The sequence below is a fragment of the Alteromonas sp. ABV4_515 genome (genome assembly GCF_056160345.1).
In genome coordinates this window covers 85543-109058 of sequence record NZ_JBSWWZ010000005.1, presented here as the reverse complement: position 1 = coordinate 109058, position 23516 = coordinate 85543, and the positions used below count along the sequence as shown (strand labels likewise).

Sequence of the window (23516 nt, the reverse complement as noted above, 5' to 3'; positions counted from 1 at the left end):
CATCATTGGGAATTCTTCCATTTCCAGTTACAATAGCGATGAGCGATAATTAAGTGATGAGAATACATGCAAAATCCCGATCCAGCGGCAAGTAATCAACGCCGTTTCTTCAGCTATCTGCAACCCTACAAACTGGCCTTTTTCGTTGCAGTCATCGGCATGATTGGCTATTCCGCGGTAGATACTTTTGTCATCTCAAATACGAAAACCCTGATTGATGAATCCCTTGGTGCCGGAGACAGTGATTTCCTGCGCCTTGCTGCTATTTGCATCGTGCCGCTTTTCATTTTGCGCGGGTTGTTTAATTTTCTTGGTACCTACACGCTAAGCTGGATTGGCTCCCGGGTTGTTATGACCATGCGACAGCAATTATTTGAAAAATACATGCATTTGCCGGTGTTATTTCATGATCAGCAAGCGGTGGGCACGCTGATCAGTAAAGTGACCTATGATACCGAGCAGGTTGCCAATGCTGCCAGTAAAGCGTTACTTACCATTGTACGTGAAGGCGCGTTCATCATTGGTGTACTTGGCTTTATGCTGTATTACTCCTGGCAGTTGTCGGCGATATTTCTGATTATTGGCCCGGTGGTTGCTGTTATTGCGTCTTTTGTCAGTAAGCGTTTTCGCAAGGTCAGCCGCAATATCCAAAAATCCATGGGTAGTGTGACTGAATCCGTGGAGCAAGCTGTGAAGGGCCATAAAGTGATTTTGATGTTCGGCGGCCAGGACTTCGAACGTGAACGCTTTGCTCAGAAAAACAATCATAACCGTCAGCAGACCATGAAGCTGGCGGTAACCCAAATCCTGAGTGTGTCCTCCATTCAGGTTATTGCCTCCATTGCGCTTGCCGTGGTGTTATTTATGGCCAGTTTGCCAGAAATTCTTGATGAACTTACTCCCGGTACTTTTATCAATGTGGTGATTTACATGGTGATGTTACTTAAACCACTTAAGCAACTGACCACCGTAAACAATGAGTATCAGCGGGGTATGGCCGCCTGTAACAGTATATTTGAAACGCTCGATGAAGAAATTGAAGTCAATACGGGTACAAAAGTGATCGACAGGGCCGAAGGTAATATCGCTTTTGATGAGGTCACCTTCTGCTATCCGGGGAAAGAACGTCCAGCGTTAACCAACATCAGTTTTCAGGCTAAACCCGGTGAAACTATCGCGCTGGTGGGCAAATCTGGTAGCGGTAAATCAACCATTTCTTCTCTGTTGACCCGATTTTATATTCCGCAGCAGGGCCAAGTGCTGCTTGATGGTGAGAACATCAATAATATTGAATTGCGTGCCCTTCGTAAGCAGTTTGCTTCGGTGTCGCAACATGTCACGTTGTTTAACGATACCATTGCAAATAACATTGCCTACGGGGTAACCGAAAAAGTCAGTCGTGACGAAATTGAACAAGCGGCTGCTATGGCTCATGTTACTGAGTTTGTCGGCATGTTGGATGACGGCCTCGAAACGGTTATTGGTGAAAACGGTCTGATGTTGTCGGGCGGACAACGCCAGCGTATTGCAATTGCCCGGGCTATTCTGGCCAAAGCGCCGGTACTCATTCTCGATGAAGCCACCTCGGCACTGGATACCGAGTCAGAAAAACTCATTCAGGATGCTCTGGAGAAACTGCAGCAATCCTGTACGTCGTTGGTGGTGGCGCATCGCTTGTCTACCATCGAAAAAGCGGACCAAATCATCGTTGTGGATCAAGGGCGAATTCTCGAGCAAGGCCGACACGACGAACTGCTGGCGAAAAAAGGCCATTATGCACAACTTCATGCACTGCAGTTTGGTGAGACCCAATAGTGAGCGCTGTGCAGGAGCTTTGGTACAAGAAGTCACTAGTAGCTTGGCTGCTGTGGCCGTTTTCTGCCTTATTTTGTTTAATAAGTGGCGTACGTCGAGGCCTGTTTCGCACTGGTATAAAAACCAGATCGAAACCCGATGCGTTTATTATCGTGGTAGGAAATATCACGGTAGGGGGCAACGGAAAAACACCGGTTGTGTTGGCAGTGGTCGAGCATTTTAAAACCCAGGGTGTGCCGGTTGGAGTTCTCAGTCGCGGTTACGGGGGCACAATGACAGCGCATCCTCACCTTGTTTCACCAAACGACGAGGCCAGTGTGGTTGGCGATGAACCAAGTTTGATTGCCCGCCGGGCCGGTGTGCCTGTGGTGATAGATCCGATTCGAGCCCGTGGCGCGGCGAAACTCGCCGATGAGCTGGGTTGCAAAGTGATTGTCTGTGATGATGGCTTACAGCACTATGCGCTGAAACGTGATCTCGAACTTGTGGTAATGGATAAGCGTTTGCTGGGGAACGGTCATTTGTTACCCATGGGCCCCTTAAGAGAGAAACCCAATCGACTTGCTTCTGCTGACGCGCTTATTTTGAATGGTGATGTTGATTTAACAGCACTGAATCAAACGTTGAATCTTCCCCAGGACTTTGGTTTTACGCTAGTTGGTAACGGTTTTGTCAATGTGCGTAACAATGAGTTGAAGCGCATTAGCACGGATTTTACCGGTAAAAGTGTCACTGCTTTGGCAGGAATAGGCCATCCGAAACGCTTCTTTAAACAGCTTTCCGACATGGGAGTTAACACCGCTCATTGTCGTGCGTTCGCTGACCACCATCATTTTCAGCCCGAAGATCTGCCTGATGGCACTGTGCTAATGACCGAGAAAGACGCGGTTAAAGTACATGAATTTGCCCACGATGACTGTTGGTATTTGCCTGTTGAGGCAAGTTTTCCAACAACGTTCTATGCATTTCTCCATCGGCATTATGTTAATTACAGTAAGGAAAAATAATGAGCTTCGATGTTAAATTATTAGATGTACTGGCTTGCCCGGTATGTAAAGGCAAGCTGGCAGTGGCTCAGGATAAACAAGCATTGCTGTGTCGTTTTGATCGCCTCAGTTATCCAGTCATCGATGGTATTCCTGTGCTGATTGAGGCAAAAGCGAGCCAGTTGTCCTCTGATGAGTTGGAAGCGGCAAGATGAACGACTTTACCGTCATTATTCCCGCCCGTTTTGGTTCTTCCCGCTTTCCGGGAAAACCCCTTGCTGATATCAACGGTAAACCCATGATTGAGCATGTGGTGGAACGGGCAGAGGAAGCCGGTGCATCCTCTGTTATCGTTGCGACTGACGACCAGCGTATTGCTGATGTTGCTTCTGCGTTCAGTAAGGTGGTGATGACGTCGGCCGATCACGAATCTGGTACCGAACGGCTTTCTGAAGTTATTCGGTTACAGGGGATCTCTGACGATACCTTAATTGTAAACGTGCAGGGTGATGAACCCTTTGTGCCAGCCGCCAATATTCGCCAGGTGGTAGAGAACCTTTCCCGTCGCGAAGATGTGGCAATAACCACGCTCGCCACAGAAATGCAGTCATCTGAAGATGTGCTTAACCCTAATATGGTTAAAGTGGTTCGTAACGCAAAGGGAGAAGCGCTATATTTCTCTCGATCAGCCATTCCCTTTGCGCGAAGTTCGATGCTGAGCAATCCGCTCAATAATGATCCTGCAGGCTTCCTTCGCCATATTGGCTTATATGCTTATCGTGCCGGTTATGTGTGTCAGTATGTGGATTACACGCCCAGTGCCCTCGAGCACATTGAATCACTAGAGCAGCTACGGGCGCTATGGTACGGCGATAAAATACATGTAGATGTGGCAGTTGAACCACCCCCCGTAGGTATCGATACGCCGGAAGATCTCGACCGATTACTTGCTCACTTGAACCAAGGAAGCTAAATATGACCTTTAAAGGTCTCGTTGCCCGAATTACGCTGACATTCATTGGTGTGACAGGGGGAAGTGGCGCATTTTCACATGCCCATGCGACAAGTGAATTTCATTGGTCACTGGGGCCGTCATTGCCTTTATCGGTACAGGAAATTTATCCAGCCGTGCATAATAACCAGATTTATGTGGCTGGTGGGCTAACTGCCGGGAAAGATAAGTTCTCGGTTTCTGACCAGGTTTTCAGCATTAGCGCCGATGCAAATGATTGGCAGACGTTGCCGTCTTTTCCTGCGCCTACGCACCATGCTATGTTGGCTTCTGCTGGCGGCAGCTTGTGGGCGTTTGGTGGATTTACCGAAAGTGAAGACGGGCAGTGGAATAATTCTTCCGCCGTTTATCAGTTTGATGAAAAGCAAGCAGAATGGGTTAAACGAAACCCTATGCCGGTACGGCTTTCAGAAAGTATCTCCGCGGTTATCAATGGCAAAGTTCACCTCGCTGGTGGACGCACTTCAAAAGATGACAATTACCGCTGGCAACATCATCTTGACTCCGATTGGCACGGTATTTTCGATCCTGATTCGAAAGTTTGGCAGACAGGAGCCCCGTTACCTACACCTAGAAACAGTGCTTGCAGTGTTGTGTACGACAACAAATGGCATGTCATTGGTGGGCGAACTGTAGAGGGCGGAAATACCAATGTGCATGAAGTTTTCGATGTGAGCACTGATGAATGGAAAACTGAAAAACCGATGCCTGAAGCGGCAGCAGGGATTGCTTGTGCTGTTCTCGATGACAGCATTTTTGTGTTTGGCGGTGAGTACTTTGACGACCAGGGCGGCGGTGTTTTTTATAAAGTATGGCGCTATGAGCTAAAGAGAAAACGTTGGTCGGAAGCTGCGGTTATGCCAGTTCCGAGGCATGGTTTGGGTGCGGTGACGTTTGACAATGCTATTTGGTTAATAGGTGGCGCCGCAGAGGCGGGACCTCATGATACCCGCCATACTGTTAGTAAATTTACCTTGATGAAGGCTACGCAGTAGCCTCGTCATTCAACGCTTCATCGTCTTCTAGGCTGATAACCCCCCAAACGTCATGCTGATCAGCGTGAATGATTTCTGCCCATACCCGATCACCCGGCTTCACATCGTGGACACCATTCAAATGCACCACGCCGTCAACTTCTGGCGCATCTGCATAAGTGCGGCCAACCGCACCTTCGGCGTCTACACTGTCGATGACCACCAGATATTCTTTGCCTATGCGCTGTTTGAGGCGCGCAGCGCTGATTTCACTTTGCACTTCCATAAAACGTGCTAGGCGTTCTTGTTTGATATGTTCAGGCACTGGATCGGGTAAGTCGTTCGCTTTTGCGCCTTCTACCGGGCTGTAAGCAAAGCAGCCAACGCGATCGAGTTGCGCTTCACGAATAAAATCGAGTAATTCTTCAAATTCTTCTTCGGTTTCACCAGGGAAACCAACAATGAACGTCGAGCGGATGATGAGTTCCGGACATGCCTCCCGCCAAGCTTTTACCCGTTCAATGGTACGCTCGGCGCTGCCAGGACGCTTCATTAAACGCAGTATGCGTTTGTTGGCATGCTGGAATGGAATATCTAGGTATGGCAGAACGCGACCTTCATTCATCAGTGGGATCAGATCATCTACGTGAGGGTAGGGATACACATAGTGCAGACGAACCCACATATCCAGCTCGCCCAACTTCTCGCAAAGTTGCTGCATGTGAGCTTTAACCGGCATGCCGTTCCAGAATCCTGTACGGTGTTTAACATCTACACCGTAAGCACTGGTATCTTGTGAAATCACCAGTAGCTCACTTACGCCTGCTGCTTTGAGTCGTTTCGCTTCGTCAAGTACTTCACCCACGGGACGACTAACTAAATCACCACGCATGGAAGGAATAATACAGAACGTGCAACGGTGGTTGCAGCCTTCGGAAATTTTCAAATACGCGTAGTGACGAGGCGTCAGCTTTATGCCGTGATCGGGTACTAAGTGTTCGAAAGGATTATGAACTGGCTTAGGAAGATGCTCGTGCACTTGCTCAACCACCGATTCATAGGCGTGAGGGCCTGTGATAGCTAAAACGTTCGGGTGAACTTCGCGAATTTCATCTTCTTTGATGCCCAAACAACCGGTAACGATAACTTTGCCGTTTTCAGCCAGTGCTTCACCAATGGTGTCGAGAGATTCCTGCACTGCGGAGTCAATAAAACCGCAGGTGTTAACAATGACTAATTCGGCATCGTTATAGGTGGGAACAACATCGTAACCTTCAGTGCGTAACTGAGTAAGGATGCGTTCAGAATCCACCAGGTTTTTAGGACAGCCGAGGCTGACAAAGCCGATTTTCGCTGCGGGATTTGAAGAGGTATTTTCGCCAGCCTGCTGACGGCCTGCTTCAAGGACTTTTACCGGTGTTTCCAGCGTGGTGGTCTGGTTCGGTATAAACTTTTCTACGGTCATTTTTTCACATCACAAAACACAATGGAGGGATTATATCATTTTTACAGCGCAGCGCCGTTAAAAACGGCAGCCTGGTTTAAAAACCTGTCTTTGCTACACCGGCAACTGATAGACTAGGTCTCTTTTTTAATGCAACACACTTAAACAAACATTCCATGCTTCTTCCACTTCACTGCTATGACGAAGCGGGCAGGGTAAAACCGCCGCTCTGGCTTTATTGGATGCTAATTCTGTTGTGTTCAGACTGGCTGGCCCTGGTATTCTCGTTGCTTACTTTTGGCAAAACCTCGGAATTGCTGTCTTTATTCTATCCTGACCGTTCGCAATTAGGCATGCGATTACTGGCTACGCTGCCTTTTGTTGTTACCTTGTTACTGCTTGGCAATCGAGAGCGATTATGGAAACGAGGGTGGACGGAATGGAGGAAACTAATTTACCCATTGCTGATGATGGGTGTGGTGATGAGCATACTGGCGCAAGTGCTACCCATGGGGCACGATCACTGGGCTTTTCACTGGACACCGGCCGCATTCTTACTGGCTAATCTTATTTTGGCGTTAACCGCATTGCAGAGCATTCATCTAAAAACACTGTATGCTGACTGGCGATATCGGGAGCCAGAATCTGCGAAACTGGCTCAAGCCGATGTTACTGAACCTGCTGGCCAAGGGCCTGTTCAAAATAGAGCGCAGCGCTGATATTGCTGTTATTCACTAAACGTTCATAGCAAATACCTGCGAAAGCATAAGAGCGATCAGCCACATCCAGCACCACGAAAGGGGCTTCAGGATCGGTGTCGTCATAGCGCCAGTGCCCACCTGCAAGCTTTCTGTAGCATTCACCCAAGTATGCGCCGTAAATATTGCAAATAGTGAAGACGGCAGAATCTTCCAAGGCACGATCCTGGTATTTATCCAGAAAGGAAAGCAGAATGTCGTCTACTTTGCTGACACTTTCTTTGCTGAAATCCAGCGTAACGCCAAATTCTTGCTCAGCAGTTCGCACAGCATCAACGGAACATTCTTCCATCAGTGTGGCAAGTTCGGCCTGTTTCATTGTGTTCTCCTTTTTCTTTATTGTGCGCGTTATCCGGCGATCTGTCTATTTTGATGTCAAACGATTGATAACAGAAGCGGCTGCAAACATACCAAATGTTGCGGTAACGGTGACAACCGCACCAAATCCGCCGGCGCAATCGAGTCTGGTACCGCCCTCTAAGGCTGACTTGTTATGACACACAGAGCCATCTGGTTGTGGGTAGCGCAGCTGCTCAGTTGAGTAAATGCATTCCACACCGAAGCGGCGTTTAGGATTTTTACTGAAATTATAAAATCGGCGTAAATCGCTTCTCACTTTAGCCGCTAACGGGTCCTGAATGGTTTTCGCGAGGTCGCCGCGGGTAATTTGAGTTGGGTCAATCTGCCCACCGGCACCGCCAATGGTTACCACATGGATTTTGTTGCGCTTACAGTGTGCGATGATCGCAGCCTTGGCTTTCACGCTGTCAGTGGCTTCAATCACACTGTGCATATCGGCCGTGATTAATTCCCTTACGTTCTCAACGGTAACGAAATCTTCAATGGCATTAACGCGACATTCAGGGTTTATTAAAGCTATACGCTGCGCCAGCACCTCAACTTTTGGCTGGCCGACTGTGTTATCGAGTGCGTGAATTTGGCGATTAATATTGGTTGTACAGACATCGTCCAGATCAATCAGGGTGATTTCAGCCACCCCTGAGCGAGCGAGTGCTTCAGCGCTCCATGCACCAACCCCACCAACGCCGATAACACAGACGTGGGCATTGGTTAAAGCGTGAAGTCCATCATTGCCATATAGCCGGGTGATACCACCGAAACGTTGTTTATCGCTCATAACTTGCCATTCGTTTTTGCCAGAATAACAGCGGCGCAGACTGTGCCGCTGCAGGGGGGCGCATAGTACCTTTTCTTGGTGTTATTTGCAGTAGTTGCGCTGCAACAAGGCTATTTATTCCGTCATTGTCCTATTAAAACGAATAATGAATCCGTCATTTGCCAAAATACGTTCAATAACAGGTGTGGTCTAATGCATCTAAGATAAAGTTTAAGGAGTGTCTGATGGGATTACTGGTAGACGGTAAGTGGCAAGATAAGTGGTATGACACCGACAGTAACGACGGTAAATTTCAACGTCAGAAGTCAGTGTTTAGACATTGGGTAAAAGATGAAGCGGATGCTGATTTTTCACCAGAGAGTGGGCGCTACCATTTGTATGTGTCCTTGGCATGTCCATGGGCACATCGCACCCTTATTTTTCGCGAATTGAAAGGTTTAACCGATCATATTGATGTCTCGGTGGTATCGCCTGAAATGCTGAGTAATGGGTGGTCGTTTGATGAACAATCCGGCAGCACGAGTGATCACTTGTACGGCTTTAAGTTCATGCATCAACTGTATACCAAAGTGGACGATGGGATCACGTCCCGTGTTACAGTGCCTGTTTTATGGGACAAAAAAACGGAGACTATCGTCAGTAATGAATCGGCAGACATCATTCGTATGTTCAATTCTGCTTTTAATGCGCTAACGAATAATACACTAGATTTCTACCCAGAAACCTTACATGCAAAAATCGATGAGATTAATGCGTTGGTTTACGACAATATTAACAACGGCGTGTATAAGTGCGGGTTTGCTACCAGTCAGAAAGCGTATGAAGAGGAGTTCAGCAAACTGGTGAATGCCCTCGACATTGTGGAAGAGATACTAAGCAAGCAACGTTATCTTTGCGGTGAAACGTTAACCGAAGCTGACTGGCGCTTGTTTACCACGCTGATCCGTTTTGACCCCGTGTATTACGGCCACTTCAAATGCAACCACAAACGCATTGTCGACTATCCGAACATTTATGATTATATGCGGGAGCTGTATCAGTATCCCGGCGTAGCTGAAACTACTGATTTTACCCATATTAAGCGGCATTACTATTTTAGCCATACGATGATTAATCCTACTCAGGTGGTACCTGTTGGGCCGTTTCAGGATTTATCAGCACCACACACAAGAGATAAAGATTATGAGTAATCGCACGGTTGTGACACTGCATCAGGGCAAAGCCACTCAAGACGGGGCCGGCGTTTCATTAACCCGGATTATTGGTCAGCCTACATTGCCGCGACTAGATCCGTTTCTGATGTTGGATTTCTTCGGTTCAGATAACCCCGGAGAATACATAGCGGGCTTTCCTCCTCATCCGCATCGCGGGTTTCAAACCGTGACGTACATGTTAGCGGGCAAAATGCGACATCGTGATTCCGTTGGTAACGAAGGTGTCATTGATGCAGGTGGAATTCAGTGGATGAACGCGGGGCGCGGGCTGATCCATGAAGAGATGCCAGAGCAGGAATCGGGTTTACTGCAAGGATTTCAACTGTGGGTAAATCTTCCCGCGGCCGACAAGATGTCAGCGCCAGGCTACGAAGACATTAAGCCAGACCAGGTGCCATCTGTTGCGATTGGGCAACACAGTATTGCCAAGATATTGGCCGGTGAGCTGAAGGGGCAAAGCGGACCAGTAAAAAGCCATGCCGTTGCGCCGCGATTCCTTGACCTACAAAGCCAAGAAACCGACCGTGTTAGTGTAGAATGTGAGTCTGAACACAATGCTTTCCTGTATTGCTATCAGGGTGGCGCAGAGATTGCTGGTACTTATATTGAAGCAGGAAAGTTAGCCGTGCTGAGTCAGGGTGACAATATTGATATTTCGCTGGATGCGAATTCAAAGTGCATCTTGGTTTCTGGGCAGCCGATAAACGAGCCTATCGCACAATACGGGCCATTTGTAATGAATACTGAGGCCGAGATCCATCGGGCGATTCAAGATTATCAGCGTGGTGAACTCGCCTGATAAATAGGCACTTTTGCGGGGTTTTGTTTCATTTCTGTTAAAAATGCCCGTTTTATCCACTTTCCTGCATCCTGTAATTGAACCAAAAAAGGTCCTGCCTTAGTATGAGCTAAGGCAGGAAAAAGAATCTAGCTGTAAAACAAACAGGAAAGTCAATGAAACCAGTTATCTTAGCCGGTGGGACAGGAAGCCGTTTATGGCCGAAGTCACGTGCCGCACTTCCAAAACAATTTCTCGCGTTAACTTCTGAGCAGACCATGTTACAAGAAACGGTAACTCGGCTGAAAGGCACGGACTCAGAGGCACCCGTTTTCATTTGTAATGAAGCTCACCGGTTTCTGGTTGCAGAACAGTTGCGTGTTCAGAACATAGCGCACGACGGTATTTTACTCGAACCCGTGGGCCGAAACACGGCACCGGCTATTGCACTGGCCGCGTTGCATGCGACACAGGGCGGGGAAGACCCAATCTTACTGGTGCTGGCTGCTGACCACCTGATTAAAGATACCCATGCTTTCCACACCGCCATTGATAAAGCAGAAAAGTTAGCGAAAACCGGCAAACTGGTCACGTTTGGTATTGTACCGGACCAGCCACATACCGGTTACGGTTACATTAAAGCCGGCGACGGTATCGACAACGGCTACGTGGTGGATGAGTTTGTTGAAAAGCCTAATATGGATACGGCAGAGAAGTATGTCGCTTCAGGTAAATATTTCTGGAACAGCGGTATGTTTATGTTTAAAGCCAGCCGCTATCTGGAAGAACTGGAAAAATACAATCCTGAGATTCTTGCTGTGTGTAAACAGGCCATTGAAACGGAATCACCGGATTTAGATTTTATCCGTGTTGACGCCGACGTATTTGCCGGTTGCCCGGACGATTCTATCGATTATGCCGTGATGGAGAAAACCGACAGTGCTGCCATGGTGCCACTGGATGCAGGTTGGTCTGATGTAGGGAGTTGGTCATCGCTGTGGGAAACCGCTGAAAAAGACACCCGCGGTAACGTGGTAGTGGGTGATGCCATTTTAGAAGGCGTAAACAACAGCTACATCAACGCCGAACAGCGTTTGATTTCAGTCATTGGCCTGGATGACGTGGTGGTGGTAGAAACCAAAGACGCCATCATGGTTGCGCACAAAGATAAAGTGCAGGACATCAAGAACGTAGTTAACCGCCTGAAAGCGGAACAACGTCCTGAATTTGAATTCCACCGCGAAGTATTCCGTCCGTGGGGCAGTTACGATTCCATCGATAATGGTGCCCGTTTCCAGGTGAAACGCATTACGGTGAAGCCGGGTGAAAAACTGTCGGTGCAGATGCACCACCATCGCGCTGAACATTGGATTGTGGTAAGCGGTAGCGCCAATGTCACCATTGGCGAAGAAACCCATTTTGTTACCGAAAACCAGTCTAAGTACATTCCAATTGGTGAAGTTCACGCATTAGAAAACCCGGGTAAAATTCCATTAGAGCTGATTGAAGTACAATCTGGTGGGTATTTGGGTGAAGACGATATCGTCCGCTTCTCCGACCGTTACGGCCGTACTGAGAACAAAGGTGGCAAAGCGTGAGTCAGCCGATTACCTGTTTTAAAGCCTATGATATTCGTGGTGAGCTGAATACCCAGCTCACCGAAGATGTCGCGTACCGTATCGGGCGTGGCTTCGCCACCGAACTGAATGCAAAAACCGTGGTTGTTGGGGGCGATGTGCGTCTTACCTCCACACCATTGAAACTGGCCCTAGCTGCTGGCCTCATTGATGGTGGCGCCACGGTGTTGGATTTAGGCGATACCGGTACGGAAGAGATTTACTTCGCCACTAAGCACCTTGGTGTCGATGGCGGTATTGAAGTAACAGCAAGCCATAACCCGATTAACTACAATGGCATGAAAATGGTGAAAGCCGGTTCGGTGCCCATCAGTGGTGATACGGGCTTAAATGCCATCAAAGACGCCGCGGAAGCGCTGGATGCTAGCCTCGTCGCCGAACGATTGGCGTTTTACTGCAATGGCGAAACCATTGATGCTGACGCCTTCTTTAACGGTAAGGCCCATGTTTCAACAGACAAGCTTAACGCCAGTGGACAGTACGAATTAAAAGACTGCCTCACTGACTATGCTGAACATGTGGTTTCTTACATCGACACGGCAAACCTGACGCCGCTTAAAATTGTGGCAAACTCCGGTAATGGCGCAGCAGGTAAAGCGCTGGATGCCATCGAAGCGGTGTTTAAGGCGAAAGGGGTGCCGGTAGAGTTTATCAAAGTACACCATCAGCCCGATGGTACGTTCCCCAATGGTATTCCTAATCCACTGTTACCAGAAAACCGCGATGATACTGCGCAAGCTGTCATCGACAGCAAAGCCGATTTCGGTATTGCCTGGGACGGCGACTTCGACCGCTGCTTCCTGTTCGATGCAAACGGGGTATTTATCGAAGGCTATTACATCGTGGGCTTGCTCGCACAGGCGTTCATCGATAAAGAAGCAGATGCCAAAATCATCTACGACCCGCGGGTGTTCTGGAATACCGAAGATATCGTGAAGTCAGCAGGTGGTATTCCGATTAAATCGAAAACCGGCCATGCGTTCATTAAAGAAAGAATGCGCAAAGAAGATGCGGTGTATGGCGGCGAAATGAGCGCACACCACTACTTCCGTGATTTTGCCTACTGCGATTCAGGGATGATTCCGTGGTTGCTGGTGGCAGAATTACTGTGTACCAAGCAAATAAGCCTGGCAGATATGGTAAAAGCCCGTATTGAAGCGTTCCCGTCGTCGGGTGAAATCAACAGCAAATTGAAAGATGCTGATGCGGCACTGGCACGTATTAAACAGAAATACGAAGCCGACGCCCTGGTGATTGATGATACCGACGGTATTGGCTATGAATTTGCTGAATGGCGATTCAATTTGCGTAAATCCAATACAGAGCCGGTTATCAGGCTGAATGTGGAATCGAAAGGTGACATTCCACTGATGGAAGCAAAGACCGAAGAATTAATTACGCTTATACGAAGTGAGTAATTGATATATTCAATGGATATAAGCCTCGCCTGTTTGCGAGGCTTTTTTGTTAATTAAAGAATAAAAATCATCCAGCCGTGGCAAAGCACCACAACCGTTGTCAGTATCATTCTCAGCGATATGTAGCTGACGATGGCTTCTTTATCCAGGCTCAACGATTGTTTGTCATACATTAACACTGCCAAGTAGGTAACAGATAATACGCTTAATATCATGCTTGAACCTGCAAAGACCAGGCATAACCATCCAATAATGGTTGGCAACATTGCGATATAAACTTGCGGGCCAAAATCTTTTTTAGACAGCGCATCCCACCAGTAAATCCCTCCAAAAAAGGAAAGCAGTACGGCTGAATACTGCGTGAAATAGCGTGCACCTTCCGGTAAAGGAAGAAGATTCATCACTACAGCTAGCGGTAGCAGCAAGAAGGGGAGTAAGCCTGCTGCTCCCAAAATAACAACGGAATAGGGCATAGCGGTCCTTATTTCAGATAAAAAAATAGCGCCTTAAGGCGCTATTTTAGTGATAAGCGGTCTTACTTTTCCAGCGGGTTATATTTGCGCTGGCTATAACCGGTATAAAGCTGACGAGGACGACCAATTTTTTGACCTTTGTCGCTCATCATTTCATGCCAGTGTGAGATCCAACCAACTGTACGAGACAGAGCGAAAATACACGTGAACATGTTGGTAGGAATACCAATTGCTTTCAGTACGATACCTGAGTAGAAATCTACGTTAGGGAAGAGTTTCTTCTCTGCGAAGTACGGGTCGCTCAGTGCAATACGCTCAAGTTCCATTGCAACATCAAGCAGTGGATCTTGTACGTTCAGCTCTTTAAGCACTTCGTGACAACTTTCACGCATTACTGTTGCACGAGGATCGTAGTTCTTGTACACACGGTGACCGAAGCCCATCAGACGGAACGGGTCGTTCTTGTCTTTAGCACGCTCGATAAACTCAGGAATACGATCTACGCTGCCAATTTCTTCCAGCATGTTCAAACACGCTTCGTTTGCACCGCCGTGAGCAGGTCCCCACAGTGATGCAACACCAGCAGCAATACATGCATAAGGGTTGGCACCAGACGAACCTGCCAGACGTACAGTAGACGTAGAAGCGTTTTGCTCGTGGTCTGCGTGCAGTGTGAATATACGGTCCATTGCGCGTTCAACCGCAGGGCTGATTTTATATTCTTCAGCAGGTACTGAGAACATCATGTTCAGGAAGTTACCTGCGTAGCTCAGGTCGTTACGTGGATAAACGAACGGCTGACCAACGTTGTACTTGTAGCACATTGCAACCAGAGTAGGCATCTTCGCAATCAAGCGATGTGCACTGCGCATGCGCTCTTCAGGGTTAGATACATCCAGGTCGCTGTGGTAGAAAGAAGACATCGCACCTACAGTACCGCACAGCATCGCCATAGGGTGGGCGTCGTTGCGGAAACCATGGAAGAACATGTTAATTTGCTCATGAACCATGGTGTGACGAGTGATAGTTGCACTGAAATCGTCGTACTGTTCTGCGTCTGGTGCTTCACCGTTCAGCAGCATGTAACATACTTCGAGGTATGAAGCATCGCGTGCAAGCTCTTCGATAGGATAACCGCGGTGTAACAATACACCCTTTGCGCCGTCGATATACGTGATGGATGACTCGCAAGAGCCAGTAGCCATGAAGCCAGGGTCAAACGTAAAGTAACCGTTTGCGCCCAGTGAACGTACATCAATTACATCTTGACCTTCGGTTCCGGATAAAATCGGTAGCTCGATTTCTTTATCACCGGCTTTCAGAATGGCCTTCTGATCTGCCATAAATGCTCTCCTCAGAATGGTTCTTTGGCAACGTACTCGCTTAAGAATTAAACGAGTTGGTTGGAAAAAGTGGCGTATTTGTACTTTATTATGCAGCTAAAAGTCAATTTAATTGCAAATTTGTATAATAAATATTCCAACTTATTAAAACTTATATCGAAATTGTATTACAACTTTAATGCTAGTTAAAAATGCCACAAATGTTGATAAACCGTCTGTTAAAAGAGAAAGCATTGATTAACATGTTTATCAAAAAAATAAATTGAACAGATAATTACATCTGTGTCATCTCTGCATACTGTACTTATGAATGTGGTATATTTTGATGTGACGTTAAAGACTTTAACCGGCACACAGCAATAAAGTACATAGCGATGTGTAATGACTGACGTTAGCCTATCATATATCTCATTGCGCTGTGTTCAGAAGTTATACGACTAAAGTCCTAATAGGGTACAAAAAATTGTAATTGTACAATGCCGTCGATATACTCAGGCGTGCTTGAAAACGAGGCCATAGTGCATTGTTAATAAAGCAATAAACACTTCACAAATTGTTAACAACTCAACGGATGAGACAATTAACAGGTAAATAACCGAATTACTCAGTCAGGACATAAAAACAACGAGTAATTCATATCCCTACGGATTAAACAGGCATAAATTGTGAAAAAGCAAAGACCAGTAAATTTAGACCTCAATACAATTAAATTTCCTCCCTCTGCTGTTTCTTCAATTCTCCACCGCGTCACCGGCGTCGCCATGTTCTTTGCACTCTTATTTGTTATCTGGGCATGGGCCGTTTCCGTGACATCTCCAGATGGCTTTGCCAGCGTGCAGTCAATCATGGATGGAGTAATTGGAAAACTGATTGCTATCGGTACAGCTTCAGCGCTGACCTACCACATTCTAGGTGGCGTGCGACACGTCATTATGGATATGGGTCACCTGGAAGAACTGGAATCTGGTAACAACAGCGCTCGCGCTATCATCGCGCTTTGGGTTGTTCTTACTGTCGTATTGGGAGTTGCACTATGGTAACTAATCACGCATCCATCAAGCGCAATGGTGTTCAAGACTTCGTAACACTGCGCACTACTGCTGCTATTATTACAGCATTTTCTTTGTTCATGGCTTGGTTCTTCATCACCACCGACGAACTGACTTATGAAGTATGGCGTGGCCTATTTACTGGTCTGGGCATGAAAGTGTTCACCTTTGCTACTCTAGTAGCAATTATGTTTCACGTGCGTGTTGGCCTCTGGCAGGTTCTGACAGACTACGTTAAAGCAACCGGTCTACGCGCTGTGATCCAGTTTGTACTGAACCTCGTTGCGTTCGTATACGTTCTGGTTGGTCTGTTTGTTTTGTGGGGTATTTAATATGAGTTTACCAGTTCATGAATTTGACGCCGTCGTAATTGGCGCCGGCGGTGCAGGTATGCGCGCAGCCCTGCAGATTTCTCAATCTGGAAAATCTTGCGCACTATTATCAAAAGTATTTCCTACTCGTTCTCACACTGTATCTGCGCAGGGCGGTATTACCGTAGCGCTGGGTAACTCCCACGAAGATAACTGGGAATGGCACATGTACGATACTGTTAAAGGTTCCGATTACATCGGTGACCAAGACGCTATCGAATATATGTGTAAAACAGGTCCTGAAGCCATTATTGAAATGGAAAATATGGGTCTGCCTTTTTCACGTTTTGAGAATGGTAAAATTTATCAGCGTCCTTTCGGTGGCCAGTCAAGAAACTTCGGTGGCGAGCAGGGTGCTCGTACGGCTGCTGCAGCCGACCGTACCGGCCACGCGCTGCTTCACCTTCTGTATCAACAGAACGTGAAAAACAAAACTAAAGTTTTCTCTGAGTGGTACGCACTGGATCTGGTTAAGAACCAAGACGGCGATGTAGTAGGTTGTACTGCTATCGATATCGAAACCGGTGAAGTGGTTTACTTTAAATCACGCGCAGTTGTGCTGGCGACCGGTGGTGCAGGCCGTATTTACGCGTCTACAACTAACGCGCACATCAACACGGGTGACGGTGTTGGTATGGCACTGCGTGCAGGCGTTTCTGTACAAGATATGGAAATGTGGCAATTCCACCCAACAGGTATTGCCGGTGCCGGTACGCTGGTAACGGAAGGTTGTCGTGGTGAAGGTGGTTACCTGCTCAATAAAGACGGCGAACGTTTCATGGAACGTTATGCACCAAACGCGAAAGACCTTGCTGGTCGTGACGTTGTTGCCCGTTCAATGATGACTGAAATCCGTGAAGGGCGTGGCTGTGAAGGTCCTTGGGGTACGCACATTAAACTGAAACTTGATCACCTGGGTAAAGACGTACTTGAGTCTCGTCTGCCTGGTATTCTTGAGTTGTCACGTACATTTGCTCACGTTGATCCAGTTAAAGAGCCTATTCCGGTTATTCCAACCTGTCACTACATGATGGGTGGTATTCCTACTAACGTTCACGGTCAGTGTTTGACTGTAGACGAAAACGGTAACGACTCTGTGGTTAACGGTCTGTTCGCCTGTGGTGAGATTGCCTGTGTATCTGTACACGGTGCGAACCGTCTGGGTGGTAACTCGCTGCTTGACCTGGTGGTATTCGGTCGTGCAACTGGTCTGCACCTGGGTGAAAAGCTGGCTGAAATCGCGCCTACTCGCGATGCCTCTGAATCTGACCTTGAAGCGGCAATGTCGCGTTTCAACCGTTGGGAATCTTCAGAGAAAGGTAAGGGTGAAGATCCGGTACAAATTAAAAAGGACCTGCAGGAATGCATGCAGCTTAACTTCTCGGTATTCCGTGAAGGCGATGCAATGGCTGAAGGTTTACAACAGCTTAAAGAAATCAGAGAACGCCTACAACACGCACGTCTTGATGACAAGAGCTCAGACTTCAACACCCAGCGTATTGAGTGTCTTGAACTTGATAACCTCATGGAGACGGCTTTCAGCACTGCGGTGGCTGCGAACTTCCGTACGGAAAGTCGTGGCGCACACAGCCGTTTCGACTTCCCAGATCGTGACGATGAGAACTGGTTATGCCACAGCATCTATCGTCCACAAACTGAGTCTATGTTGAAACGTGACGTCAATATGACGCCTAAGTTACGGGAAGCATTCCCGCCTAAAGTGCGTTCGTATTAAGAGAGGCAAGTATAATGAAAGTTAATTTTTCAATTTATCGCTACAACCCAGAAGTAGACGACGCGCCTAAAATGCAAGACTACTCACTGGAAGTGGAAAAAGGCCGTGACATGATGGTGCTGGATGCGCTGCTGCTGATTAAAGAGCAGGATCCAACATTGTCTCTGCGTCGCTCATGCCGTGAAGGTGTGTGTGGTTCTGACGGTATGAACATGAACGGCAAGAATGGCCTGGCATGTATCACGCCGCTGTCTTCTCTGGGTAAAGGTAAAATCGTTATTCGCCCACTACCAGGTCTTCCTGTTGTGCGTGACTTGGTTGTTGACATGACCCAGTTCTATAATCAGTACGAGAAGATTAAACCGTTCCTGATTAACGACAGTAAGCAAGCCCCAGCACGTGAACACCTGCAGTCTCCTGAAGATCGCGCGAAGCTTGATGGCCTGTACGAATGTATACTTTGTGCATGTTGTTCAACGTCTTGCCCGTCTTTCTGGTGGAACCCAGACAAGTTTATCGGTCCAGCTGGTCTGCTTCATGCTTATCGTTTCCTTATCGACAGTCGTGACACTGCTACAGAAGAACGACTCAGCGATTTGGATGATGCATTCAGCGTCTTCCGTTGTCACGGTATCATGAACTGTGTCAGTGTATGTCCTAAAGGGTTGAACCCGACGAAAGCTATCGGCCAGATTAAGTCGATGCTTCTGCAGCGGGCTGTTTAGTACTAAAATTTGTCGCTTTTTTAAGCAGCAAGTTCTATTAAGCTAGATAGCCATCCCAAAAGGATGGCTATTTTTTTATCAATACGGGATAAATGGTTGGTTTTTATTCACAATATGATCATAACTATTGGTTCTTATGAAAATAACCGTCATAATATAACACCGTGTTAAAAAATATTTCCTAAACGTAGCAAGGCACAATAATGCAAGAAAGCGTGATGAAAGCGTGGTGGGACTCCTCGCATATGGCAGGCGCCAATGCTGCCTATGTGGAAGAGCAGTACGAGATGTACCTCGACAACCCACAAAGCGTTTCCGATTCATGGCGTCAGGTCTTCGAAACCTTACCGAAAGTTGACGGCGTAGAACTGGAAACTAACCATACAGCTATTCGTAACCAATTCCGACAGCTTGCCGCTCTCGGACCTACAGCTAGAATGTCCTCATCGGCCGGCAAGGATGGCGCAGCGCCTTCTGATGACCGCCAGGTAAAAGTTCTGCAGTTAATCAACGCTTACCGTTTCCGTGGACACCAGAATGCTAATCTTGATCCGCTGGGTCTCTGGAAACAGCCAAAAGCCCGCGATTTAGATTTATCTCACCATAGTCTTACCGAATCTGACATGGACGCTGTGTTTAACGTTGGCTCTTACGCCATCGGTCAGGACACAATGTCTCTTCGTGACCTGTTCAAATCACTCAACCGCACCTATTGTGAATCTGTTGGTGCAGAGTATATGCATATCACTGATACTGAACAAAAGCGCTGGTTACAACAACGTATTGAGTCAGTAGAAGCTAGCCCGCAAATCTCTAAAGAAGAGAAAGTGTCTATTCTAAAAGCACTGACTGCGGCAGATGGCATGGAAAAGTATCTGGGCGCAAAATTCCCGGGTGCTAAACGCTTCTCTCTAGAAGGTGGTGATGCGCTTATTCCAATGCTGAAAGGTCTGATTACAGAAGCCGGCACGGTAGGCACGAAAGAAGTGGTTATCGGTATGGCTCACCGTGGTCGTCTGAATGTACTGATAAACGTACTGGGTAAAAACCCGTCAGTGCTGTTTGACGAATTCTCTGGTAAGCATGACAACACGCTAGGTTCTGGTGACGTTAAGTACCACGCTGGTTTTTCTTCAGACTTTGCGACGCCAGGTGGTAATGTTCACCTTGCATTGGCATTTAACCCGTCTCACCTTGAAATTGTTAATCCGGTGGTTATGGGTTCTGTACGTGCTCGTATCGATCGCCGTAATGACGATTTCAATAAAGTACTGCCAATTACTATTCACGGTGACTCTGCGATTGCAGGTCAGGGTGTTGTGCAGGAAACATTTAACATGTCTCAAACCCGCGGCTTTGCAGTGGGTGGAACAGTACGTATCGTAATCAACAACCAGGTTGGTTTCACAACGTCTAAGACAGAAGATACACGTTCAACGCAATATTGTACTGACATCGCGAAGATGGTTCAGGCACCTATTTTCCACGTTAATTCTGACGATCCTGAAGCGGTTATGTTTGTGACTAAACTGGCGCTTGAGTATCGTAATAAGTTCAAGAAAGACGTGGTTATCGATTTGGTTTGTTATCGTCGTCATGGACACAACGAATCTGACGAGCCAAATGCCACGCAGCCGTTGATGTACCAAAAAATCAAAAAGCACCCTGTTCCTCGTCAACTGTATGCTGACCAATTGGTTGCAGAAGGCAGTTTGGAACAACGCGACGTAGACCGCTTTATCGAAGAATATCGTGCGGCGTTAGATCACGGCGCGTGTGTTGTTGAAGAATGGCGTCCAATGACAGAGCACTCTGTTGACTGGTCTCCTTTCATTGGCCACGATTGGGACACGCCTTACGATGGCGCGATTGCCATTGATAAGCTGAAGCAACTGGCAGAGTCTGTAAGTAGCTATCCAGAAGATTTCAAACTTCATTCTCGCGTAAATAAGGTTTATCAAGACCGAAAAGCTATGGCTGCCGGTGAGAAATTACTCGACTGGGGTATGGCTGAGAACCTCGCGTATGCGTCTATCGTAGATAGCGGTAGCAGCATCCGTATGACTGGTCAGGATTCAGGTCGTGGTACCTTCTTCCACCGTCATGCTGTTCTGCACAACCAAACTGATGCAAGCACCTTTATGCCGCTGCAAAACATCAGCAAAGACCAGGGCGAAATTGAAATTTTTGACTCTGTATTGTCTGAAGAAGCGGTAATGGCGTTTGAATACGGTTTCGCAACAGCAGAACCTACGACGATGACCATTTGGGAAGCCCAGTTTGGTGACTTCGCCAACGGTGCGCAGGTTGTGTTCGATCAGTTCTTGAGTTCTGGTGAAGCTAAGTGGGGCCGCCTGTGTGGACTGACTGTACTGTTACCACACGGTTACGAAGGTCAGGGCCCGGAACATAGTTCTGCGCGTCTTGAGCGTTTCCTGCAGCTTTGCGCTGATCACAACTGGCAGGTATGTGTGCCTTCAACGCCAGCACAGGTATTCAACATGCTGCGTCGTCAGATGGTTCGCCCAATGCGTAAACCACTGATTGTGATGTCACCTAAATCTCTGCTGCGTCACCCAATGGCGGTTTCTTCACTGGAAGAACTGTCTGAAGGTGTGTTTAAAAACGTTATCGGTGAGATTGATGACATCGATCCGGCCGGCGTGAAGCGCGTGGTGATGTGTTCAGGCAAAGTTTATTACGATCTGCTTGACCAGCGTCGTAAGAATGAACAGTCCGATGTGGCAATTATCCGTCTTGAACAGCTGTATCCATTCCCTCAGGAAGAAGCGGCGAAAATCGTTGCTGAGTACAGCCACGTGAAAGACTGGGTATGGTGTCAGGAAGAGCCTCAGAATCAGGGCGCCTGGTACAGCAGCCAGCATCATTTCTGGCAAGCCATTCCTGATGGCGCAAAATTAACATATGCGGGACGCGAAGCATCGGCTTCACCTGCTGTAGGCTATCTATCCGTTCACAACCAGCAACAGAAAGCCCTGGTTGAAGACGCACTCACGATCAAATAAAGGAACAGTGATGACAATTGAGATAAAAGTTCCGGTTCTGCCTGAATCAGTTGCCGATGCGACCATTGCAACTTGGCATGTAAAAGCCGGTGATGCAGTAAAGCGCGATCAAAATCTGGTTGATATTGAAACCGATAAAGTGGTTCTGGAAGTGGTAGCACCGGCTGACGGTACTATCGGCGAAATCCTGAACGAGGAAGGCGCGACTGTATTAGGCGAGCAAGTGATTGCGAAGCTGAGCGAAGGCGGTGAAGCACCGGCTAAGTCAGAGAGCAAATCAGAAAGCAAATCTTCTGACGCCAAAGCAGAAAAGAAAGAAGAAGCACCAGCGGCTTCTGGTAAATCAAGCGACGTTAAAGTACCTGTACTGCCTGAGTCAGTAGCAGATGCGACTATCGCCACCTGGCACGTAGCTGTGGGTGAGCAGGTAAGCCGCGATCAGAATCTGGTTGATATCGAAACCGATAAAGTGGTTCTGGAAGTGGTTGCACCGGCTGACGGCTCTCTGGCTGAAATTCTGGCAGAAGAAGGTGCAACGGTTACGGCTGAAGAAGTGATTGCTAAGTTTGTTGAAGGTGCGTCATCAGGTGCATCTGCGCCAGCGGCGGCTGAAGAAGCTGATGACAGTGATGATGGCGATGCGTTAAGCCCGTCTGTACGTCGTCTGCTGGCAGAAAAAGGCGTAGACGCGTCTAAAGTGAAAGGCACCGGTAAAAACGGTCGCATCACTAAAGAAGATGTTGAACAGTATCTGAAAGGTGGCAGCAGCGAATCTAAGTCTGCACCAGCGAAATCTGCTGAATCTGCGCCAGCGGCTCCTACTGGCGACCGTAGCGAAAAACGTGTTCCTATGACGCGTCTGCGTAAGACTATCGCAACGCGTCTGCTGGAAGCGAAAAATTCTACCGCCATGCTGACTACGTTCAACGAAGTGAACATGAAGCCGATTATGGATCTGCGTAAGCAGTACCAGGAAGGCTTTGAGAAGCGTCACGGTATTCGCCTTGGTTTCATGTCTTTCTATGTGAAAGCGGTTACTGAAGCACTGAAACGCTTCCCGGAAGTTAATGCATCTCTTGACGGTGATGACATTTGCTACCACAACTATTTCGATATCTCTATTGCGGTTTCTACCCCGCGTGGTCTGGTAACGCCAGTGCTGAAAGACACTGACAACCTGGGCATGGCAGGTATCGAAAAAGGCATCAAAGAGCTGGCTCTGAAAGGTCGTGACGGTAAACTGTCTATGGCTGACCTGCAGGGTGGTAACTTCACTATCACTAACGGTGGTGTGTTCGGTTCTCTGCTGTCTACGCCAATCATTAACCCGCCACAAAGCGCGATCCTGGGTATGCATAAAATCCAGGAACGTCCTATGGCAGTGAATGGCAAAGTAGAAATTCTTCCTATGATGTACCTGGCCCTGTCTTATGACCACCGCATTATCGATGGTAAAGAGTCAGTTGGCTTCCTGGTTACTGTGAAGGAAATGCTTGAAGATCCAACGCGTCTGTTACTGGACGTATAAGTCTTCAGGTAGTTATTGTGTGCAGGCAACAATGCGTTGTTGCCTGTCACAGCGCTGGTTTCGAAGAATGAGGCCGGTCATACTAATCAAGT

The 23516-nt window shown here is 47.6% G+C and carries 21 protein-coding genes; 16 read left to right on the top strand and 5 right to left on the bottom strand.

Annotation, left to right across the window (positions count from 1 at the left end; genetic code table 11):
- Positions 1–66 precede the first annotated feature (66 nt).
- The 5 genes from msbA to ACXAGX_RS12710 are packed head-to-tail and all read left to right on the top strand — an operon-like array spanning position 67 to position 4808.
- A complete protein-coding gene (msbA, locus tag ACXAGX_RS12730; protein ID WP_474838780.1) occupies positions 67–1815 on the top strand; it encodes a lipid A export permease/ATP-binding protein MsbA in 1749 nt (582 codons plus the stop codon).
- Complete coding sequence (lpxK, locus tag ACXAGX_RS12725; RefSeq protein ID WP_474838778.1) at positions 1815–2822, top strand: tetraacyldisaccharide 4'-kinase; 1008 nt, start codon at positions 1815–1817, stop codon at positions 2820–2822. Before msbA ends, lpxK begins: the two co-directional genes overlap by 1 nt.
- Complete coding sequence (locus ACXAGX_RS12720; RefSeq protein WP_474820102.1) at positions 2822–3016, top strand: Trm112 family protein; 195 nt, start codon at positions 2822–2824, stop codon at positions 3014–3016. Before lpxK ends, ACXAGX_RS12720 begins: the two co-directional genes overlap by 1 nt.
- Complete coding sequence (kdsB, locus tag ACXAGX_RS12715) at positions 3013–3774, top strand: 3-deoxy-manno-octulosonate cytidylyltransferase (protein WP_474838776.1); 762 nt, start codon at positions 3013–3015, stop codon at positions 3772–3774. The genes ACXAGX_RS12720 and kdsB overlap by 4 nt, the downstream gene beginning before the upstream one ends.
- 2 nt (positions 3775–3776) lie before the next feature.
- Positions 3777–4808 (top strand): Kelch repeat-containing protein, encoded by a 1032-nt coding sequence (locus ACXAGX_RS12710; protein ID WP_474838774.1) that lies wholly within the window; start codon positions 3777–3779, stop codon positions 4806–4808.
- Here ACXAGX_RS12710 and rimO read toward each other — a convergent pair.
- Positions 4798–6252, bottom strand: coding sequence for a 30S ribosomal protein S12 methylthiotransferase RimO (gene rimO / locus ACXAGX_RS12705; RefSeq protein ID WP_474838772.1), 1455 nt, complete (start codon positions 6250–6252; stop codon positions 4798–4800). The two genes, ACXAGX_RS12710 and rimO, sit on opposite strands and share 11 nt — an antisense overlap.
- Before the next feature lie 155 nt (positions 6253–6407).
- Here rimO and ACXAGX_RS12700 point away from each other — a divergent pair, with 155 nt between their 5' ends.
- Positions 6408–6950, top strand: coding sequence for a DUF2919 family protein (locus ACXAGX_RS12700; RefSeq protein WP_474820114.1), 543 nt, complete (start codon positions 6408–6410; stop codon positions 6948–6950).
- Here ACXAGX_RS12700 and ACXAGX_RS12695 read toward each other — a convergent pair.
- Together ACXAGX_RS12695 and tcdA are read right to left on the bottom strand one after the other, a co-directional pair.
- Complete coding sequence (locus ACXAGX_RS12695; protein ID WP_474838770.1) at positions 6901–7308, bottom strand: hypothetical protein; 408 nt, start codon at positions 7306–7308, stop codon at positions 6901–6903. The two genes, ACXAGX_RS12700 and ACXAGX_RS12695, sit on opposite strands and share 50 nt — an antisense overlap.
- Before the next feature lie 45 nt (positions 7309–7353).
- On the bottom strand, positions 7354–8127 hold the full coding sequence (tcdA, locus tag ACXAGX_RS12690; protein WP_474838768.1) for a tRNA cyclic N6-threonylcarbamoyladenosine(37) synthase TcdA: 774 nt from the start codon (positions 8125–8127) through the stop codon (positions 7354–7356).
- Between the two features lie 224 nt (positions 8128–8351).
- On the opposite strand from tcdA, the gene ACXAGX_RS12685 reads away from it, so the two are divergent.
- The 4 genes from ACXAGX_RS12685 (at position 8352) to ACXAGX_RS12670 (ending at position 13174) form a co-directional block, all read left to right on the top strand.
- Complete coding sequence (locus ACXAGX_RS12685; RefSeq protein WP_474838766.1) at positions 8352–9317, top strand: glutathione S-transferase family protein; 966 nt, start codon at positions 8352–8354, stop codon at positions 9315–9317.
- The gene (locus tag ACXAGX_RS12680) at positions 9310–10140 is read left to right on the top strand and encodes a pirin family protein (RefSeq protein WP_474820124.1); all 831 of its coding nucleotides are present in this window, start codon (positions 9310–9312) and stop codon (positions 10138–10140) included. The genes ACXAGX_RS12685 and ACXAGX_RS12680 overlap by 8 nt, the downstream gene beginning before the upstream one ends.
- 155 nt (positions 10141–10295) lie before the next feature.
- On the top strand, positions 10296–11717 hold the full coding sequence (locus ACXAGX_RS12675) for a mannose-1-phosphate guanylyltransferase/mannose-6-phosphate isomerase (protein ID WP_474838764.1): 1422 nt from the start codon (positions 10296–10298) through the stop codon (positions 11715–11717).
- Positions 11714–13174, top strand: coding sequence for a phosphohexomutase domain-containing protein (locus ACXAGX_RS12670; RefSeq protein ID WP_474838762.1), 1461 nt, complete (start codon positions 11714–11716; stop codon positions 13172–13174). Before ACXAGX_RS12675 ends, ACXAGX_RS12670 begins: the two co-directional genes overlap by 4 nt.
- A gap of 53 nt (positions 13175–13227) precedes the next feature.
- Here the strand turns inward: ACXAGX_RS12670 and ACXAGX_RS12665 are convergent, their stop codons facing one another.
- Complete coding sequence (locus tag ACXAGX_RS12665) at positions 13228–13647, bottom strand: DUF3429 domain-containing protein (RefSeq protein WP_474838760.1); 420 nt, start codon at positions 13645–13647, stop codon at positions 13228–13230.
- Between the two features lie 62 nt (positions 13648–13709).
- A complete protein-coding gene (locus ACXAGX_RS12660; protein WP_070124084.1) occupies positions 13710–14990 on the bottom strand; it encodes a citrate synthase in 1281 nt (426 codons plus the stop codon).
- 665 nt (positions 14991–15655) lie between these two features.
- Between ACXAGX_RS12660 and sdhC the strand changes: the two genes are divergently transcribed.
- The 6 genes from sdhC (at position 15656) to odhB (ending at position 23424) form a co-directional block, all read left to right on the top strand.
- A complete protein-coding gene (gene sdhC, locus ACXAGX_RS12655) occupies positions 15656–16030 on the top strand; it encodes a succinate dehydrogenase, cytochrome b556 subunit (protein WP_474838758.1) in 375 nt (124 codons plus the stop codon).
- Positions 16024–16371, top strand: coding sequence for a succinate dehydrogenase, hydrophobic membrane anchor protein (gene sdhD / locus ACXAGX_RS12650; RefSeq protein WP_070124082.1), 348 nt, complete (start codon positions 16024–16026; stop codon positions 16369–16371). The genes sdhC and sdhD overlap by 7 nt, the downstream gene beginning before the upstream one ends.
- A gap of 1 nt (position 16372) precedes the next feature.
- Complete coding sequence (sdhA, locus tag ACXAGX_RS12645) at positions 16373–18145, top strand: succinate dehydrogenase flavoprotein subunit (protein ID WP_474838756.1); 1773 nt, start codon at positions 16373–16375, stop codon at positions 18143–18145.
- Positions 18146–18159: 14 nt separating this feature from the next.
- Positions 18160–18870 (top strand): succinate dehydrogenase iron-sulfur subunit, encoded by a 711-nt coding sequence (locus ACXAGX_RS12640; protein WP_474838754.1) that lies wholly within the window; start codon positions 18160–18162, stop codon positions 18868–18870.
- Positions 18871–19073: 203 nt separating this feature from the next.
- Positions 19074–21896 (top strand): 2-oxoglutarate dehydrogenase E1 component, encoded by a 2823-nt coding sequence (locus ACXAGX_RS12635; protein ID WP_474820144.1) that lies wholly within the window; start codon positions 19074–19076, stop codon positions 21894–21896.
- A gap of 10 nt (positions 21897–21906) precedes the next feature.
- Positions 21907–23424, top strand: a complete 1518-nt coding sequence (gene odhB / locus ACXAGX_RS12630; RefSeq protein ID WP_474838752.1) for a 2-oxoglutarate dehydrogenase complex dihydrolipoyllysine-residue succinyltransferase — start codon at positions 21907–21909, stop codon at positions 23422–23424.
- Positions 23425–23516 lie beyond the last annotated feature (92 nt).

Bases quoted from the DNA above. Each gene is read 5' to 3' on its own strand.
- ACXAGX_RS12635 (WP_474820144.1), top strand. From the start codon at position 19,074: ATGCAAGAAAGCGTGATGAAAGCGTGGTGGGACTCCTCGCATATGGCA.
- tcdA (WP_474838768.1), bottom strand. From the start codon at position 8,127: ATGAGCGATAAACAACGTTTCGGTGGTATCACCCGGCTATATGGCAAT.
- sdhD (WP_070124082.1), top strand. From the start codon at position 16,024: ATGGTAACTAATCACGCATCCATCAAGCGCAATGGTGTTCAAGACTTC.
- ACXAGX_RS12665 (WP_474838760.1), bottom strand. From the start codon at position 13,647: ATGCCCTATTCCGTTGTTATTTTGGGAGCAGCAGGCTTACTCCCCTTC.
- ACXAGX_RS12685 (WP_474838766.1), top strand. From the start codon at position 8,352: ATGGGATTACTGGTAGACGGTAAGTGGCAAGATAAGTGGTATGACACC.
- sdhA (WP_474838756.1), top strand. From the start codon at position 16,373: ATGAGTTTACCAGTTCATGAATTTGACGCCGTCGTAATTGGCGCCGGC.
- ACXAGX_RS12660 (WP_070124084.1), bottom strand. From the start codon at position 14,990: ATGGCAGATCAGAAGGCCATTCTGAAAGCCGGTGATAAAGAAATCGAG.
- odhB (WP_474838752.1), top strand. From the start codon at position 21,907: ATGACAATTGAGATAAAAGTTCCGGTTCTGCCTGAATCAGTTGCCGAT.
- msbA (WP_474838780.1), top strand. From the start codon at position 67: ATGCAAAATCCCGATCCAGCGGCAAGTAATCAACGCCGTTTCTTCAGC.
- rimO (WP_474838772.1), bottom strand. From the start codon at position 6,252: ATGACCGTAGAAAAGTTTATACCGAACCAGACCACCACGCTGGAAACA.
- ACXAGX_RS12695 (WP_474838770.1), bottom strand. From the start codon at position 7,308: ATGAAACAGGCCGAACTTGCCACACTGATGGAAGAATGTTCCGTTGAT.
- ACXAGX_RS12710 (WP_474838774.1), top strand. From the start codon at position 3,777: ATGACCTTTAAAGGTCTCGTTGCCCGAATTACGCTGACATTCATTGGT.
- ACXAGX_RS12700 (WP_474820114.1), top strand. From the start codon at position 6,408: ATGCTTCTTCCACTTCACTGCTATGACGAAGCGGGCAGGGTAAAACCG.
- ACXAGX_RS12640 (WP_474838754.1), top strand. From the start codon at position 18,160: ATGAAAGTTAATTTTTCAATTTATCGCTACAACCCAGAAGTAGACGAC.
- ACXAGX_RS12675 (WP_474838764.1), top strand. From the start codon at position 10,296: ATGAAACCAGTTATCTTAGCCGGTGGGACAGGAAGCCGTTTATGGCCG.
- kdsB (WP_474838776.1), top strand. From the start codon at position 3,013: ATGAACGACTTTACCGTCATTATTCCCGCCCGTTTTGGTTCTTCCCGC.
- ACXAGX_RS12680 (WP_474820124.1), top strand. From the start codon at position 9,310: ATGAGTAATCGCACGGTTGTGACACTGCATCAGGGCAAAGCCACTCAA.
- ACXAGX_RS12720 (WP_474820102.1), top strand. From the start codon at position 2,822: ATGAGCTTCGATGTTAAATTATTAGATGTACTGGCTTGCCCGGTATGT.